We start from the raw sequence: 16,150 nt of genomic DNA, 5'->3' as shown, positions 1-16,150 counted from the left end.
ATGGATTCGGTTCTTTATGTTTGCTTCTTTTAGCTACTCGATTGATATCAAAAGGCATTAATGTTTATTGAATACATATGTCATAACTCATACTTGAACACGGTACTCAGATGTGAAGCATGTAACCTATTCCACGTACGGTATGAATCAATTTCTCGGATCTGCCTTTGTCCACTTTTACGCGAAGATGTTTAATATATACGTCCACTACATTCGTATCCATTGCAAATTCGTATCCCCATACTTCACTTAAAATCATGCTACGCGTACAAGCCTCATTAACATGACGAGCCAAATACTCCAACAATTCGTACTCTTTAGGTGTTAACATCAAATATTCCCCTGCACGGCTCACCCGCCGAGACCGCAAATTCACTTTTAGATCATGTACTACTATGACCTCTTCATCCATCTGGCCAACACTCACAAATAACCTTAACAAATTACGAATGCGTGCCAGTAGGACATTCCAGTGAACAGGTTCTACAATTACATCATTCGCCCCAAGATCGAGCCAGCGCACAACTTCTTCATCCGAAGCCTGGTAAGTGAGTACCACTATAGGAATAGGCTTACTCTTTCGAGCTAGATACTCAATGCCTTCCAATAGTTCTTTCCCAGAATCCGCATCGCGCAAGAGAATGATCATACGGATTGAATCCAGTTGGGTATCTTGCTCTTGCTGCAATTGTTGCCAACCAAGCTCTGCAACGGTATATGAATTATTCAGGAGTACTTCTTTCATAGGTGCAGTCCGATCTGTGCTCCCACCAGAAGGATGGATATTTGCATGTAGTATTCACCCGGCTTATCTCAAACTTCGCCATGTTATTTCTGCACACTCAAAAGTTAATCACAAATAAACACAAGATGCAGAACAGCATTTCGTTATTTGTTTATCATGCCGCATAACCAAGAAGTCCATTCCTATAGGAATGGACTGTGGCTGACAACCCTTGTATTGAGGCAGGATACCGCGTGCTGGGTGCTGCATACGGTACAAACTTAGTATTAATTGAAATGTTTAGTTCATATCGTTTAATGTTCTTTGGGTAAATTGACCACTTAGCCAAAGTAACGATGTACAAGTGTTCGTGCTTCTGCCGTATCTTTCGTTCCATGCACAAGAATACGCCCGTCCTGGAAAATAACCATGCGTTGTGCTCCCGTTGTGAACGAAACTAGGAAGGGATTGGCCTCAACTTGACCTTCATTAAGTCCACGTAAACGCTCAGCTGTACGCTCTAGATCAAGTTTCGTTGGGCGTGCAGTGCGAATCTGTACTGTATCTCTGCCGCATAATACGTCCGTCTTCTCCAAATTCGAAGCAGAGAGATATGGATATGTAGCTGTTTCGCCACAGGAAGCACATTGCTGCTTTTTGGCACCATCCACGTTAATCGAAATATATTCATTACGCCATAGATCAAAGGATAATAACTTTCGTCTTAATGCCTCTGGATGACCACTTAACCATTTCAGCGCTTCGGCTGTCTGATTCGCTGTTACCATCTGGACAGCCTGAGGAATAATTCCAGAAGTATCACAAGTATCGCCACCAAGCGGAACCTCTCCTAGCAGACAATTCAAACAAGGTGTCTCACCTGGTACAAATGTATACGTAATCCCATAACTGCCGACACATCCGCCATAGATCCACGGGATACGATATTTCTGGCACATATCATTGATCAATAATCTGGTATCAAAATTATCTGTTGCATCCATAATTAGATCAACATGTGGGATCAGAGTCTCTAGCTCATCTGCCCTTACATCCATCACGATTCCCTCAACTGTAACAGTTGAATTAATCGCTCTGAGATGTTTTTGTGCCGCAATCGCTTTGGGCATTCTCTCCAATGCATCCTGTTCAATATATAATTGCTGTCGTTGCAGGTTACTCCACTCTACATAGTCCCGATCTACAATCGTGACATGCCCTACACCAGAACGTACCAGTGTCTCCGCAATTCCAGTGCCGAGTGCACCTGCACCAACGATCAAAACTTTACCGTTACTTAGTTTGCGCTGTCCTTCCTTGCCAAGGGGAGCATAACGCTCTTGTCTGGAGTATCGATCTCCTTGGTCAGGTGAACACGTCTCATTCATCATGTATGAATCATTCCTTCCGCCGGACTACTCGCTGCTGCATAACGCTTTACCGGAATCATTCCTGCCTCATATGCCAGCCTTCCTGCCTCCACTCCGAGTCTCATGGCCTTGGCCATATCCACAGGGTAACCGGATCCAGACACGGCTGTATTCAACAACACAGCGTCTGCCCCATTTCCATCGCACGAGCAGCATCACTGGGTGAACGAAGTCCAGCATCTACAACCACAGGTACAACTGCCTGTTCAATAATAACCTCAAGGTTGTATGGATTAATGATTCCCTTGCCTGATCCAATTGGTGAAGCCCCAGGCATAACAGCGTGTACACCAAGTAACTGGAGTCGTTTGGCTAAGATAACATCATCAGAAATATAAGGAAGAACCGTAAAGCCCTTATGTAGCAGCATCTCACAGGCTTTATACGTTTCAATCGGGTCTGGTAACAATGTAATTCCATCGCCGATTACTTCTACTTTTATCATATCACAAAGTCCGGAAGCACGGGCGAGTTCAGCAATTCGAACAGCCTCTTCCGCGGTAGAAGCGCCCGCTGTGTTAGGCAGCAAGGTATAGCGATCAAGATCTACCCTATCGAGAAAGTGCTTTTTGTTACGCTCCTCAAGATTAAGACGTCTCACGGCAAACGTAAGCACCTCTGTGCCTGAGGCTTCAATGGCCTGAGACTGTACCTCTAAATCGTCAAACTTACCTGTACCCAACAATAATCTAGACTGAAAGACATGCTCACCAATTTTCAACATCACTTAGCCCCCTCCTACAAAATGTACAATTTCGACCCGATCCCCATCTTTTAAATGGGTCGTCTCATGATGTTCGCGAGTAAGAATCTGGCGATTCAACTCAACAACGACAGTTTTCACATGAAGATCGAATGAGTGCAGCAGTTTATCTACACGGTTCAAGCGGTCTTCTATCTCCATCCGTTGACCATTGACGATAATATTCAATGCAGGATCCCCTTTTATTGAAGCGTTCTGGACGACAACCTTGCACATTCAGCTCCTCTGAAGATTTACCTCCAATAAAATCTGCTAGTAGGCTACCCGTTACAGCACTTAACAGGATTCCATTGCGATGATGTCCAAAGGCTGCATATAAACCAGGCATGCTCTCACATGCGCCGAGGTATGGTAATCCATCGGGTGTTGAAGGCCTTACTCCGGCCCATGCCCGTACAAACTGAGCTTCTGCAATGCCAGGTACCCAGCTGGCAGCACGTTCAAGCAGTTTTTGTAACCCGGCAGCTGAAACATGTAGATCAGATTCCCCTGTAAAACGGTCGCACCAATCCATACTTCTCCATTGGCCTTAGGTACGATATAAATGTCCTCTGCGTATACCGTTTTGTCTGGGGCAAGTTGTCCAGAATGATCTGAGAACTGCACTGCTGCAATTTCGCCTTTGACCGGCATAGTCGGCAATTGAAGCCCAGCCTGCTTCATTAACACTTCCCCTTGCAAACCATTAGCAACAATGACATTGCGACATGTCATCGTTCCAATTGAAGTTTCCACGCCTTGTACTCCGTTTGCATCCACTCGAAGATTAACATGATGCACGCCTTCAATAATCCGTGCTCCGAGTGCCTGAGCTGATTTTGCATAAGCTTGAGTCAAATTAACAGGTAGAACGTCACATTCCAGCGGTCGATAGTAGGCACCATAAATATTTTTGCTTAACCATGGAGCCTTTTGTTGTGCCTTGATAACATCCCACCAAATTTCAGACGTGATTGATCGTGGTGCTGTAGCAGTGGAATCGCTGTTTAAATCTTTTTCCAAACGCACAGGAGTAATAAAACCATTTTGTTGAAACCCAATATGCATCCCACTCAGGGAGCTCAGTTGTTCGCACTGCTCATGCAGAAGTTGTCTGCTCATGGTTGCCAAGTTCGCCATCATAGGTGAAGAAAAATGCTCACTATCTGCTGCAATCATTCCAGCCGCTGCACAAGATGCACCCTCTGCAATCCGCGCACGTTCAAGCAGAAGAACATCTTGTCCTCGTGCTGCAAGCTCATAAGCAATTGCACAACCAATCACGCCCCCACCAATCACAATTGTTTCTGCATGAAGCTTTCCGTGGATTCCAGCATTGGTTCTACTGCGAGACAATGTTTTACGTAAATCTCGGTTAATGCTTCGTCTCCGAACTCTCGCTCCATCGTTCACCATCTCATCTCCTTGCTCAAGATTAACCTTCCGATTCTACGATCGCCTGTCTTAGTACACGAATCGCATGCTTTGGATTCTCACTCGCCCAGATATGTGATATGACAGCAATGCCTCTTGCTCCAGCTCTGCGAAGGTCACGAACGTGCTCAACCCAATGCCACCGATTGCAATTACTGGAATAGTTACATTAGTGCACACTTCAGCTAGCTGCTTCAGCCCTCTAGGCTGAATATCTGGTTTGCTATTGGAGTCATAGATATGACCGAAAAAAACATAGTCTACACCCCGTTGCTCAGCAGCCTTGGCTTCAGCTACAGAATGAACGGATACACCGATGCGAATCCGTTTTCGAATGTCACTAATAGATAACGCGCTTTTAGAGAAATCTTCCTGACCCCAATGCACACCTGCCAACCCTTCACCTTGACCCACTTCATGCACACCATTAATCACAATCCGATCAGACGGAACGCCTGATTGATGCAGTTGGTTTGCCCACTCCTACGCTGTTTAGGTGGCTGTTGTTTTTCTCGAATATGAATATAGTCGACCCATGGCCATATATCCTTCGATACACTTACAAAGTTGTGCAAATTCCCTACGCCTTGAGAGATAACATGCAGCTCAAAAGAAGCTGTGACATTGGAGTCATGTTCTTCAGTAATTACCAAAAGATAACCTCCTCTCTTAAACAATGACATAACAAAAAGGCCACTCCCGTAGGGGAGTGGCTGCGAAATATATGCTTTGATTCGTTTAATAAGTGTTGAACAACACACAGAGGTTCTATTCATGCAATGAATACCCCATTGCAAAATCTCATAGAAACAACATGCTGTTCTCTTAGCTACAGGCATTCTCTCATTCATGCTGAGTGCTGTTCCTAATAAACGAAAACGCGCCACTTCCCTACGCTGGTATGATCCAGATCAGGTGCAAAGGGTCCGGAATCGCATTCTTCCATCTCAGCCGCATCGTGCGGCCCCCTAGTGTTGATATGAAGTTGTAGCCTATATTACCATAGAGTCCTTTTTTTGTCACCGAGGATTTCAGATTCCCGTTTGACTACGTAGACTAATTTTGCTCAGACCAAGCTTCAACATCCCAGGTCTTCGTAACCCAATCCTCGTAGAAATCAGGTTCGTGAGATACGAGAAGCACTGTGCCCTTGAATTCTTGCAGGGCGCGCTTCAGTTCAGCTTTGGCTGTTACATCAAGGTGATTGGTCGGCTCATCAAACAAAATCCAGTTGCTTTCGCGCATTAACAATTTGCACAAGCGCACTTTCGCTTGTTCTCCACCACTGAGCATGTTAAGCGGACGAGTAATATGTTCGTTTTTTAATCCACAACGTGCCAGATGTCCCCTAACCTCATTCTGCGTCAGATGCGAAAATTCATTCCATACATCCTCGATTGGAGTGATATTCCCCGCTCGTACCTCCTGCTCAAAATAAGCGGTTTCCAGATAATCTCCCAAAAATGTTTTGCCACTGATTGGCGGAATTTTACCAGAATCGTTTTGAGTAGTGTGGATTTACCCACACCGTTACAACCCACGATGGCGATCTTTTCGCCACGTTCAATGGTCATTGTCATTTTAGGTAATAAGGCATGAGAATATCCAATTTCAAAATCAACGCCCTCAAACACCGTTTTACTGCTGGCACGAGCATCTTTGAATTTGAAAGTAGGTTTGGCTGCCTCATCCGGACGATCAATCCGTTCAATTTTGCCCAATTGCTTCTCACGGCTCTTCGCACGACCTGATGTAGATGCACGTGCTTTATTCCGCTGGATGAAGTCTTCCTGCTTTTTGATATACTCCTGTTGCTTCTCATAAGCATCAATATGCTGAGCCTTCTGCATATCTGCCATCTCAAGAAACTTGTTGTAGTTCGCAGCATATCTTGTCAACTTGGCAAATTCCAAGTGATAGATCACGTTAACTACTTCATTCATGAACTCTGTATCATGGGAGATCAAGATAAAAGCATACGGGTAATCCTTCAAATACCGGGTCAGCCATTCGATATGCTCTACATCCAGGTAGTTCGTAGGTTCATCCAGCAGAAGCGCTGTCGGCTTCTCCAAGAGAAGCTTAGCCAGAAGTACCTTGGTACGCTGACCCCCACTAAGTGAAGCAACGTCACGATCAAGCCCGATAACGGACAGCCCCAGACCATTTGCCATCTCTTCTACCTTTACATCGATCAAATAAAAATCGCCCTGCTCCAACTGCTCTTGGATGTCGCCCATTTCCTCAAGCAACTGTTCCAATTGCTCAGGGTCAGCATCGGCCATCTGATCGGTAATTGCCATCATTTCTTTTTCCAACTCAAGCAGTGGCAAGAATGCATCCTTCAGCACATCCCGGATCGTTTTACCTGGCGTAAGCTTGGTATGCTGATCCAAATATCCATAACGAACTTTAGGTGTCCATTCTACTTTCCCACTATCTTTAAGCAATTTCCCAGTCAAAATATTCATTAGCGTGGATTTGCCTACACCATTTGCTCCAACAAGACCTACTCGCTCACCTGACAGTAAACGAAAAGATACATTTTTAAATAACGTGCGATCTCCAAAATTGTGACTCACGTTCTCAACTGACAATAAACTCATAAGATGAGGTTGCTCCTATCTATTTGACATTACTTAATCACTAATTTAGACATTGTACCAAAGACCTATTCTAGCACGTACCTGTCTTTTCTGAAAGTAATGTCTTCTTGCAAACTTTTTCACTTATGGAGCTTGTTCACTGACATAACAATTACGCTCAAAATAACCTTGCGCTGCAGCTTGTTTTCCGTCGCCAAAGACCTCTTCTGCTCTATAGCCATAGTTACATGTAGAAGGATAGTAATATTTGACTCCAGTTGATGGATCTACTCCTCCGACCACTGCCGTCTTCTTCACAAGTCTGCCTCCACCAATAGCATAATTATTAACTTTTTGATCCCCTACAGGTATACCTTGGATAAATGCCATAATACCTGTATCGTTAATCGAATTATACCAATCCTCCTGCGGGATTAACGGTAACGTAAACGTATAAGATATGCCATTTCTACGCGCGAATTCGTTATGACGATTAATAACATCAGCAAGATCTTCCTGAACACTGGTCACAATCCAACTTCGTCTCACTTGCTCAAATGTGTCGGTATCCTGTAACAATGGGATTTGCGTGTTAGATGCCAGTTCCTTCTGAAAACCTTCAATCCATTTCCCTTGGATAGCATCATAAGCGTATACATATCCATCCAATGTAAAGTTAATGCTGCTGCCGTTTGGATCTGCATATGTATATGGTTTCTTGGGACTCCAGACTTGCTTGTATGTAAGCTCGGTATTTCCTGTCATTTCCGCTTCCTTAGCCAAAATGTAGTATCCATCATAATCCAGTACAACAATTGCCGGTATGTAATCAAATAATGATCGAATAGCAGCCGGATCATCCTGAATTCCATATTCAAGGCCATCGTTTGTGTAAATGTAAGCAAGGCTAATTCCTTATCCGCCTTCACAAATTTCGTAGAATCATAGCCTGCTTCATTATTTTGCTTTTCATTTTGATGCATTACTGCTCCTGCATCGAGCACAGCAGTCTGCAATGCAGACCTATACTTTTGGCTTAAAAGCTGTGCTTCCTCAGCATCCCGCGTATGAAGGGATACAATCCAGAATAGTGGCAAGAAGATAATTACAAATAAAATTGAAAAATCAGTAATCTTCATTTAAAACCATACCTCCATAGGTGGTGAGCACAGCAGGTGCAGTGGGTGTTCCATTCAACCATTCCCGGATCAACATACTGGATGTCCGATTGGTGCTTTGGACGGTTATCGTAATAAAATCGCCCATGACTAGCGTATATCTACGTCCGGGGTCGTCAGCAGTTAACCCACTTGCAGCAGGGAATAACCGATCTTTAATCTGTCGATTGTAATACCCATCCTCAACGGTTTCATACGTACCTGTGAACGTATTTTGATTCATTGGGTCGGTATAATGTGGTACATATTTTTTGTGTAAATGTTCAATCAGAATCTCATACGCATTACCTGTTCGCGCCAATTGTTCTTCCAATTCGCTGTACATAGCTGGTGAGATATACCCTTTGGTTCTAACCGCATCTACAAAATGTATAACGCTCTGATTCACGGTCATTCTCGCCAGATCATCCTGTCGGTCAGCCGTCTCAGCCGTTGGATAGATGTACAGCAGGATTACAGCTAACATAACTGCGAGTAGCTTGGATGCAGCATTAATCAATGAACGCTGACCTCCTTCCAGAATTGGATTTTCAACAGCACTCCCTGTTCATCTCTGACGAACTCTGGTCTATATGTGCTGCTGAGCTGAACGGGAATGGTCTTCTTTCTATTTATTAAGGGGTCTATCATATGTGCCTGTCCGTCCACTTCCACCATAATGGATGTCCCGGTCATTTGCCTTACGGTATGTAACACTTCAACACCGCTATATCTCTTTGGACTCGTTGTATGGAGCGTTGTGTTCATTCTTCCTTCCATCTCTACTGTAATTTGTGTCGTGTTGATAAGAGCATCAGTCATCGTTCTAATTAGTTGTTGCCCGTACAGGCAGGCTGTCACAAAAAGGACAGCTGCCGTACTGAACAACATAAGCTGTTGAGCGTTTCTGAACATCTATAACCCACTCCTGTTAGGATTGCTGGAAAATGAGTCCTCTGACCACATTCGATTTATCCTTCACGATAAGTGCTTTGAACTTCCCACTTGGATTCACATACTGATTCTCTTTTTCACTCATCGTTTGATTAATATTTCCTACCTTTTCATTCGTTTTGATCACTGAGCCATAACTCTCATTATTGAGGTCTTGGGAGATATTCAACTCATTACCATACCATTGTCCACCTTTGTTTTTACCTGTAATCACCTGAATGCCGAATTGGTCTTTGTCTGCGTATTTCCGCAATGCATTGGTAACCTGTGATCCACTAATTGTAGTACCGTCATATACTGTAAAGGCAGCCTGAGACAATTCTGTCTGGATATCGGCGAAATTGTTCTGTGCAGTCTTGGTAGCTTCCTGTGCTGAGATAAAGAGCAAAACTACGATAGTAATGAGCGCAATGGTCAAAAAGATCCCTGCTGCCACCTTTAAAGCGCTTGATGCATTATTCATGATAAATCCTCCAATTAATATAGAATTTGATTATAACGAAAGCCGTTTTAATGCTAATTCAGTTTTACTTTTTGAACACTTTATTGATCACAGCTTCTGAATCTGTTCATAATACATGTTCATTTGTAAGAAACTCATTCCAACAAGTGGGATGACAAGATATAGGAAAATTAGAGCATACATCGGAGTAAATCCGATCATTCGTCCCCAAGCTGCTTTGGCATCAATCATTTTGGTATATTCCTGCTTACGCTGTTCGAAATAGAAAGCCATCATACTATCCAAATCATCGAACGCTTCACGAATCGAAATTCTACCAAGAGCAAGTTGTAATTTATCAACCAGCCGCTGAAACTCAGGCAATCCGGCATCTGTCTTTAATTGCTCCAGTGCATCCTCTGGCCCATGTTCAAAATGCAGTAGACACTTTTGGAGCGGACGTTTGAAAATGACAGCAAATCGATTTAACCATTCCAGAATCTCCTCGACAGACATTCGATCCATCTCACGTAATATGGATATGACCGTCTGGAATTGATAAATCTCATGTCGCATATCCATACTGCGCATTTTACGCTGAAACAGCATTAACCAGATTGGTAGATAAAATCCTGCTATCCCGATGACAACAGCAATAATAACTTCCCACCAGTGCAAGAACTGCTTGTTATACGAATCCATCTTTTTCATAATTCTCGCAATGACCTCAGTCTGTGTATCATGATCTAGTTGAACAGGTGAGCTCTGTTGTAAGGTGCTAGCGATATCATCATAACTAGCCCAACGGTTCATTTTAATCTTCTGCATGACAGATCGATCCAGGGCTGCTTTTTCTTTGGCCTGCTCCAGCTCGGCTTCAGCCATCGCTCCAAACATCCGATCGTCTCGCACCGGGTCATACATAATGTGATTTCGTTCAACCTGATGCAACAATAACACGCACATTATACTTAGAATGAAACAGGTCACAAACAAAACTAACCTTCGAATGGCTAACCATTCATACTTTAACTCTGAGCTGCTCTCCCGCATAAGTCTTACCGTCTGGCTGTACTGAGTGCTTCCTGGTTTGGGGGCGAATAACATCGCCAATTTACGAATGAATATCTGGTTATACAACATGCGTGCAAACAAAGTTTGCTTTCTACCAGCTCGAAAGCGCGTTTCATCATACTGCTGTAACCTTTGTAATAACAAGTAAGCCAGGATGATGATGATGTATATTGATATTTTGGTGATAAACCCAAGCTTGCTGCGATAAAATTCATCCATCGTTGGAAAGCTGCCTCTCGCCCAACGTTCAATGGGAGCTGTGAACAACACAGGAGCAAGAGCAATGATGTTTAGACCTTTTAACAGATAATCTAACTTATCCCGGCGCAGTATTTCTAAATGAATTTCCTGGGTAAGATTGCTTAATCCCTTCAGATAGATGGAACCCTGTGCTCGATCCTTATCCCCAAACTCCATGACCATGTAGGATATCCCCGCAAAACCCTTAAGAAAACGATTCGGCGCAACTTCATAGTATCGTTCTAATGCTTCACTCGGATCAGGCGACGTCAGCGCTTCGTATATAAGCATCACTTGCTCGGCAGCTTCTCCGTTACCTAACTCGCCTGCTTCATAGAGTGCTTCCTCAATCATTCCATGCTGGTGATACCGATGACGAACATCTGCAAACAATTCAAGCATCTGTACCAATAGTCGTTTTTCGATTTGATTCAGATACATATCCAGGATTAGACTGTTTAATACAACACCGCAGAGCACAGACAAGATAATAAAAGCAATGCCTGGCTGCATGAGGAACAAAATTAGACTGACACTTCCGTACCCTCCGGCAATAATCAGAACAACCGTCATCGTCCTTCTTCTGAGAGCAGGTTCATCACCAACGTGTCGGAATGAAATCCGCTTTTTTACTTGGACGATGTACGAGGATAGAAGTGGAACCTTCATCCCCCATCGATACAGTCGCAATAGGAATGATGCGAGCTTTAATGATCGATTACTAACAGGTGCCAACCCTGCGGCTACATTTTTATTGGATCCACCTCCTCTCTGTCGAAGTAAACTAAGGATAAGAAAAGTGACAATCATACCTGTGACACATATCCCTAATACGATGGTTAGTATGGATTTAATGGTCATAGTGGTCACCCCAATATTGTGCGATAAATCGGTCGAATTCCGCAGCATCCTGTAACGTCATCTGATCTCGCATATCCATAATGCTTCCGTCCGAAATGGGAGCTGTTACGACATAGCCGCCATTTTGATACTCCACGACATTTCGAAACGTAAATCCATTGCGTTCTTCAACGCTATCGCTCTGCTCTGCCCGAGGCAAACACTCCGTAATTCGTTCTATATATCGTCGTCCCTCGGCATCCTTTTTCATATGTACATCAAAATTAATGACACTTACTACCTGTTCCTCAGCAATATGCTCATGTTGAAACATCCCTGTTTTGAGCAGTGAATTTCGAAGTGAAAACACCAGATCGCGAAATGTCTTAGCATGATGCGTAAACAACGTGAACAAACTGGCTACCTGCGACATCTGAATCATCCATGCAGCAACCTCATCACTGGCAACCTCACCTAATATGTTGACTGTACCATCCGTTTTTTTCTGTAGATCGAGCCCTTGTTGACCTGAAATATGCTCAGTTTCACGGAAACTCAAAATGTTACGGCGGCTATAGATCCGTCTAAGCTGCAATTCAAACGCCATTTCCTGTACACGCAACGTATATGATGCATAGATATGTTTCACCATAGCCATCAACAAGGTTGTTTTACCCGAACCCTGTGCTCCGGTCACTGCAGTAATTCGGCTTCCTTTCATCAGATACTGCAGTATAGTTATAGGAAGCTCTGCATTCGTACCTGTGATCAGTTGTTCCAGCGAGGCATTAGGAATATCAAATTTCCTTACAAAGAATGCCCATGACTCTGCAAATGGCGGACGTACCACGACGACACGAGAACCATCCTTCATTTCGTTCACCTTGTAACCATTTGCCTCAGATAGCTGACCCGGATAATTATATTTATAAATATTTTGACATACCCTTTTCAGTTCACGGATGCTGCCAAAGGACAGAAAGGCTAGATGAATCGACTTCCCTTTATAGAAAATCCACACACTTTGCATACCGTTCAATGGAGCTTCCGTCTGAGGATCTTCAAGCCCGCCTTCCAACAAATCATTCCACGAACTAGGCTGGCGAAGTCGTACATCCTGCAGCGCATCAAGCATGCCACTAACTCCACCACTCACGCCGTCAATACGTTGATCTCGAATTTCATCTACAACCGAGAATCCTTTGTAGTGTTGGTAGATACGTTGCACAATGATATCTGTTTTCTCTCTGAATCCAAGCTCCCGATACTCGCATTCAAACACATATTGAATATCTTCCTCAGAGATATAAAATCCTCCCCCATCCTGGATGCCTTCTTCCATTCGCAGTTTACCCAGATCATACGTATCAATCAGACGGGATAACGCATCGATGCCGAATTGCTGCTGGTAGAGATAAAATACAATTTCGAATTGATCCTGACTTGTTAGAAGTTCAGGTTCTGCAAAAGGAATGACCTCATCCACATTCGACTTATTCAGCCCTATGCTTCGTGTTAACAGATCACTTATTAGATTTTTAACATAAGTTTTGTCACTGATATTACCGGAGACACACCCTTTCAGTGCCTTCCGCATTTCAGCTCGTTGATTGATCCTTCTCCGATACTCCTCTTCATGCAATCCAGCGTCAGCAAGCTGACCATGGCTTAGTTCATGAAGTGAGTTTTTCACCTTTTCGGTTAAACTTTCGATCGTGAAGCTGCCCGCTTCAGTCACATCTGTACGTTGTTCTCGATGATACGCCCGGTATCTGAACCCTACATAACCAAGACCCGCAACGATAATTAAACCTATACCGATTATGTTCCAGAACATTTAGGGTCAGGCACCCCTTTCTAGCCTCTTCAGAGCCGTGCGCATCCCTGCGCCGTCCATTATTAGGCGAGCAAGTTCAGCCATACTTGCCGTAAAGCTTCCTTTTCGTACGTTTTTATTGTCACTTAGACCTTCCAAAAGTAAATATGCTGCTGCATCACGCCGGTTGACGGCATCCAAAAATCCGGTTGTATAAGGGAGAATAGAGATCGAGCCCTTGTAACGAAAACGTCTGCGGATGTTGCTTATCGAGGCTTTAGCGTTCGGATCATATTTGTTTAACACCAGGTGAACCTTCTGACCACTCAAGTAATTCGGCAAAATATGTTCAAAAACACCTCTAACTCTCTCATATTCTGAGATAGATTCACCACAACATAGTCGGCTTGCTCCAGCAATAAAGATTCGTTCACAGCTGAGCTACCCGCGTCCATGAGCACCAGATCATAATATTCATTTGCAACCTGAAGTAGGGTCTTTAACGTTTCCCTGTACTCCTTAGGCGACCTTTCCATCCGATTAATTCTACCGGTTAAGAGATCCAAACGCTCCTTAAGCAAGGGCTTAGTATAATCACGCAGATTATGCTTATTCAGACTACCGCTGATGTACAAACGTTCAATTGCATCCCAACCCCCTTCCTCAAACCTAAATAGTGAATCAGCATCCTCAATCTCAGTTGGTGGAAGTGCAGCTTCAACGCTGCTTCCAGTCGCGCCTGTGTTAACTAACAATATTCTTGTTCTATAGTGGAGTGCCATAGCATACGCACTTATTAAAGCATTTGAAGTCGTGCCAGTGCCCGCAAAAGGGCTCCAAAACGAAATGATACTCATGCCCTCATCCTTTCCGCTTCCTTCATCGTCCGACGGCTAAGGACACTTTCCCAACCCGTCAGCTGCTCTACCAGTCGGCATAATGATTTCTTGTAATTTCTCGATAATGGCGCAAGTAACACCCGGCGATGATGTTCGTTCTCTAATTTCACTGCTGCCGTCAATTCATCCCAAGGAAGAAGTAACGCATCCCCTGTCCAGACAAACGGACTTCCGTCCAGATACGCCCATAAATAGCGTTCTTCAAGCTTACAGTCAACCGCATTGATTAAAATACGTTGAAATGAAAGCTCTGCTGGCAAAGACTGCTCCTCAAGAAGCTGCTTTAACCACAACTTGCCCCGTTCCAGATTGTATCGTTCGTAGTTGCTCACCCAGACACGGATGTCAGCAGTTAACCACAGATCTCTGGATGCAAAATGAGAGGTTTCGATATCATAAATAATGTAATCATACGAATCCACCTTCTCTCCATTTGCTTCAAGATGGCTCTCGACTGCATTAGATGTTACAAAATGACTAGCGATATCGAATCCTTCGAACTCGGTAATTCGTAATGAATGCTGGACTTCCCCTGTCCAGTAGCCATACTTTTGCTGCAATGTCCCGTCCACTAGCAAGACACGCTTTCCTGAAGCAGCCAAAATTTTAGATAAATACAATAACAAGTCGTTTTTCTCGCATAGTCCTGCGAATATCCATGTTTGCAAATGAAACCACGGCTCCTTTCATAACTCTATAATTCGTTGTTAGGAGAAACATGTTTCTGATATGGCTTTTGATTTCTACTTTTGAGTTCAGATTCCACTACTTATTCTCCGCCTGTCAGCAGGCTCTTCTGCTCATCGTACTCTGTTACACCAGAAGTATAATTATTGTTTGTGGACGAGTTCGACGAATTGTCATTCCCTACACTACCTGATCCATCATTCCAGATGACATCATTAGCCGTACTGTTGGTTCCCGGTCTACTGTTATAAGAGACTGATGACTGAGCTACATCCTGTTCAACACCTTGCGAAGGTGCTGTCATCGAAGCTGCTAGAGAGCTCTCTAGCGAATTCCTAACCTGTCTTGATAACTCCTGTTCGGCTCGACGAACAATATTCGGATCACTTTCTAATAACTTCAACACCTCACTATTGGCGGGATACGTTGGGATTGCTGCTGTCTGGAACTGAGGTTCGACATACGTCAGTGCGTATATTGAAGCTTTATGTAAATAGGCATCCACGATTGCACTAGACAAGGTCAATATCTCCTCTTCTGTCATCGTGATCCATAACGTTGCTGCATTTAGACGCTCTACTTTTTTCTTGGATAATAGGATGTAATCCTGACCTGTCGGAAACTGGATCCGGATATCAATATTATCTCCTTTAGCCAGTGATGAAGGTAAGAGAACAACTTGCAGTTCACGGTTTCTCAAGTCGGGAGGTGCCGGTGTATCCTCATACACCATTTCCGTTGTAATGGCTGTTCCTTTTTTCAGTTCTATTTTGGCAACCTGACCATTCATCTGCTTTGTACTAGACCACAAGTTACGTGGAGCCTGTGCATCAGGAACGGCAATGAGCTTAATGTCCTCAGACATAATTTTCTCTCCGGCCTCCACATCACGGACCGTCACCCATCCCTGTGCCCCAGAATTCCATTGCTGTAATAATTCAGCTTCCTTTTGTTCATAAGCGGATAAATAATGGGACTCCATCTGAGTCCTCGTGTCACTCATCGTCTTCATGTTGTAGATTACGTATCCCCCGAACAACAAACCTACCACACCGGCTCCAGTAAGACTGGCATAGATGAGTTGACGACTTTGCTTTCTTAATTTAGACAAAAAGGGCTCTCCTCT

18 protein-coding genes, 2 pseudogenes and 1 riboswitch are annotated in these 16,150 nt (G+C 43.8%); all 20 genes and pseudogenes read right to left on the bottom strand.

Going from position 1 to position 16,150, the window contains the following annotated elements:
- Positions 1 to 106: 106 nt before the first annotated feature.
- Positions 107 to 745: a winged helix-turn-helix domain-containing protein gene (locus tag DMB88_RS13440; protein WP_128101751.1), complete on the bottom strand. Its 639-nt coding sequence runs from the start codon at positions 743 to 745 to the stop codon at positions 107 to 109.
- A 320-nt stretch (positions 746 to 1,065) separates the two neighbouring features.
- Positions 1,066 to 2,115, bottom strand: a complete 1,050-nt coding sequence (locus DMB88_RS13435; RefSeq protein ID WP_128101750.1) for a ThiF family adenylyltransferase — start codon at positions 2,113 to 2,115, stop codon at positions 1,066 to 1,068.
- Positions 2,112 to 2,878, bottom strand: a pseudogene (locus DMB88_RS13430) (thiazole synthase). Before DMB88_RS13430 ends, DMB88_RS13435 begins: the two are co-directional and overlap by 4 nt.
- Before the next feature lie 3 nt (positions 2,879 to 2,881).
- Positions 2,882 to 3,085 carry a sulfur carrier protein ThiS gene (gene thiS, locus DMB88_RS13425; RefSeq protein ID WP_056690049.1) on the bottom strand — a complete coding sequence of 68 codons (204 nt, stop codon included), beginning with the start codon at positions 3,083 to 3,085 and terminating at the stop codon, positions 2,882 to 2,884.
- Complete coding sequence (locus tag DMB88_RS32010; RefSeq protein ID WP_368028368.1) at positions 3,024 to 3,365, bottom strand: NAD(P)/FAD-dependent oxidoreductase; 342 nt, start codon at positions 3,363 to 3,365, stop codon at positions 3,024 to 3,026. The genes thiS and DMB88_RS32010 overlap by 62 nt, the downstream gene beginning before the upstream one ends.
- The gene (locus DMB88_RS13415) at positions 3,293 to 4,312 is read right to left on the bottom strand and encodes an NAD(P)/FAD-dependent oxidoreductase (protein WP_128101748.1); all 1,020 of its coding nucleotides are present in this window, start codon (positions 4,310 to 4,312) and stop codon (positions 3,293 to 3,295) included. Before DMB88_RS13415 ends, DMB88_RS32010 begins: the two co-directional genes overlap by 73 nt.
- A 48-nt stretch (positions 4,313 to 4,360) precedes the next feature.
- Positions 4,361 to 4,744 (bottom strand): thiamine phosphate synthase, encoded by a 384-nt coding sequence (locus DMB88_RS13410; protein ID WP_164848691.1) that lies wholly within the window; start codon positions 4,742 to 4,744, stop codon positions 4,361 to 4,363.
- A gap of 17 nt (positions 4,745 to 4,761) precedes the next feature.
- A complete protein-coding gene (locus DMB88_RS13405) occupies positions 4,762 to 4,983 on the bottom strand; it encodes a hypothetical protein (protein WP_128101746.1) in 222 nt (73 codons plus the stop codon).
- A gap of 218 nt (positions 4,984 to 5,201) precedes the next feature.
- A riboswitch (TPP riboswitch) is annotated at positions 5,202 to 5,310 on the bottom strand.
- A 76-nt stretch (positions 5,311 to 5,386) separates the two neighbouring features.
- A pseudogene (gene abc-f, locus DMB88_RS13400) lies at positions 5,387 to 6,936 on the bottom strand (ribosomal protection-like ABC-F family protein).
- A 123-nt stretch (positions 6,937 to 7,059) separates the two neighbouring features.
- Entirely contained in the window at positions 7,060 to 7,698 is a 639-nt protein-coding gene (locus DMB88_RS32005) for a hypothetical protein (RefSeq protein ID WP_368028344.1), read from the bottom strand.
- Positions 7,677 to 8,054, bottom strand: a complete 378-nt coding sequence (locus DMB88_RS32000; protein ID WP_368028343.1) for a hypothetical protein — start codon at positions 8,052 to 8,054, stop codon at positions 7,677 to 7,679. The genes DMB88_RS32005 and DMB88_RS32000 overlap by 22 nt, the downstream gene beginning before the upstream one ends.
- On the bottom strand, positions 8,041 to 8,592 hold the full coding sequence (locus tag DMB88_RS13390; RefSeq protein WP_128101745.1) for a hypothetical protein: 552 nt from the start codon (positions 8,590 to 8,592) through the stop codon (positions 8,041 to 8,043). The genes DMB88_RS32000 and DMB88_RS13390 overlap by 14 nt, the downstream gene beginning before the upstream one ends.
- Positions 8,589 to 8,987, bottom strand: coding sequence for a hypothetical protein (locus DMB88_RS13385; protein WP_128101744.1), 399 nt, complete (start codon positions 8,985 to 8,987; stop codon positions 8,589 to 8,591). The genes DMB88_RS13390 and DMB88_RS13385 overlap by 4 nt, the downstream gene beginning before the upstream one ends.
- 16 nt (positions 8,988 to 9,003) lie before the next feature.
- Positions 9,004 to 9,489: a hypothetical protein gene (locus DMB88_RS13380; protein ID WP_056690030.1), complete on the bottom strand. Its 486-nt coding sequence runs from the start codon at positions 9,487 to 9,489 to the stop codon at positions 9,004 to 9,006.
- An 87-nt stretch (positions 9,490 to 9,576) separates the two neighbouring features.
- A complete protein-coding gene (locus DMB88_RS13375; protein WP_254438556.1) occupies positions 9,577 to 11,355 on the bottom strand; it encodes a hypothetical protein in 1,779 nt (592 codons plus the stop codon).
- Positions 11,356 to 11,632: 277 nt separating this feature from the next.
- A complete protein-coding gene (locus tag DMB88_RS13370) occupies positions 11,633 to 13,459 on the bottom strand; it encodes an ATPase, T2SS/T4P/T4SS family (RefSeq protein ID WP_128101742.1) in 1,827 nt (608 codons plus the stop codon).
- Between the two features lie 6 nt (positions 13,460 to 13,465).
- Complete coding sequence (locus DMB88_RS13365) at positions 13,466 to 13,780, bottom strand: hypothetical protein (protein ID WP_128101741.1); 315 nt, start codon at positions 13,778 to 13,780, stop codon at positions 13,466 to 13,468.
- The gene (locus DMB88_RS13360) at positions 13,765 to 14,295 is read right to left on the bottom strand and encodes a CpaE/TadZ family protein (protein ID WP_128101740.1); all 531 of its coding nucleotides are present in this window, start codon (positions 14,293 to 14,295) and stop codon (positions 13,765 to 13,767) included. Before DMB88_RS13360 ends, DMB88_RS13365 begins: the two co-directional genes overlap by 16 nt.
- Entirely contained in the window at positions 14,292 to 15,005 is a 714-nt protein-coding gene (locus tag DMB88_RS13355) for a ParA family protein (protein ID WP_128101739.1), read from the bottom strand. The genes DMB88_RS13360 and DMB88_RS13355 overlap by 4 nt, the downstream gene beginning before the upstream one ends.
- A 101-nt stretch (positions 15,006 to 15,106) precedes the next feature.
- Positions 15,107 to 16,135, bottom strand: a complete 1,029-nt coding sequence (locus tag DMB88_RS13350) for an SAF domain-containing protein (RefSeq protein ID WP_128101738.1) — start codon at positions 16,133 to 16,135, stop codon at positions 15,107 to 15,109.
- Between the last annotated feature and the right edge of the window lie 15 nt (positions 16,136 to 16,150).

The organism is Paenibacillus sp. DCT19 (assembly GCF_003268635.1).
GTDB lineage: Bacteria > Bacillota > Bacilli > Paenibacillales > Paenibacillaceae > Paenibacillus.
The sequence above is the reverse complement of the archived record's forward strand: the minus strand, read 5'-3'. Positions and strand labels throughout refer to the sequence as shown.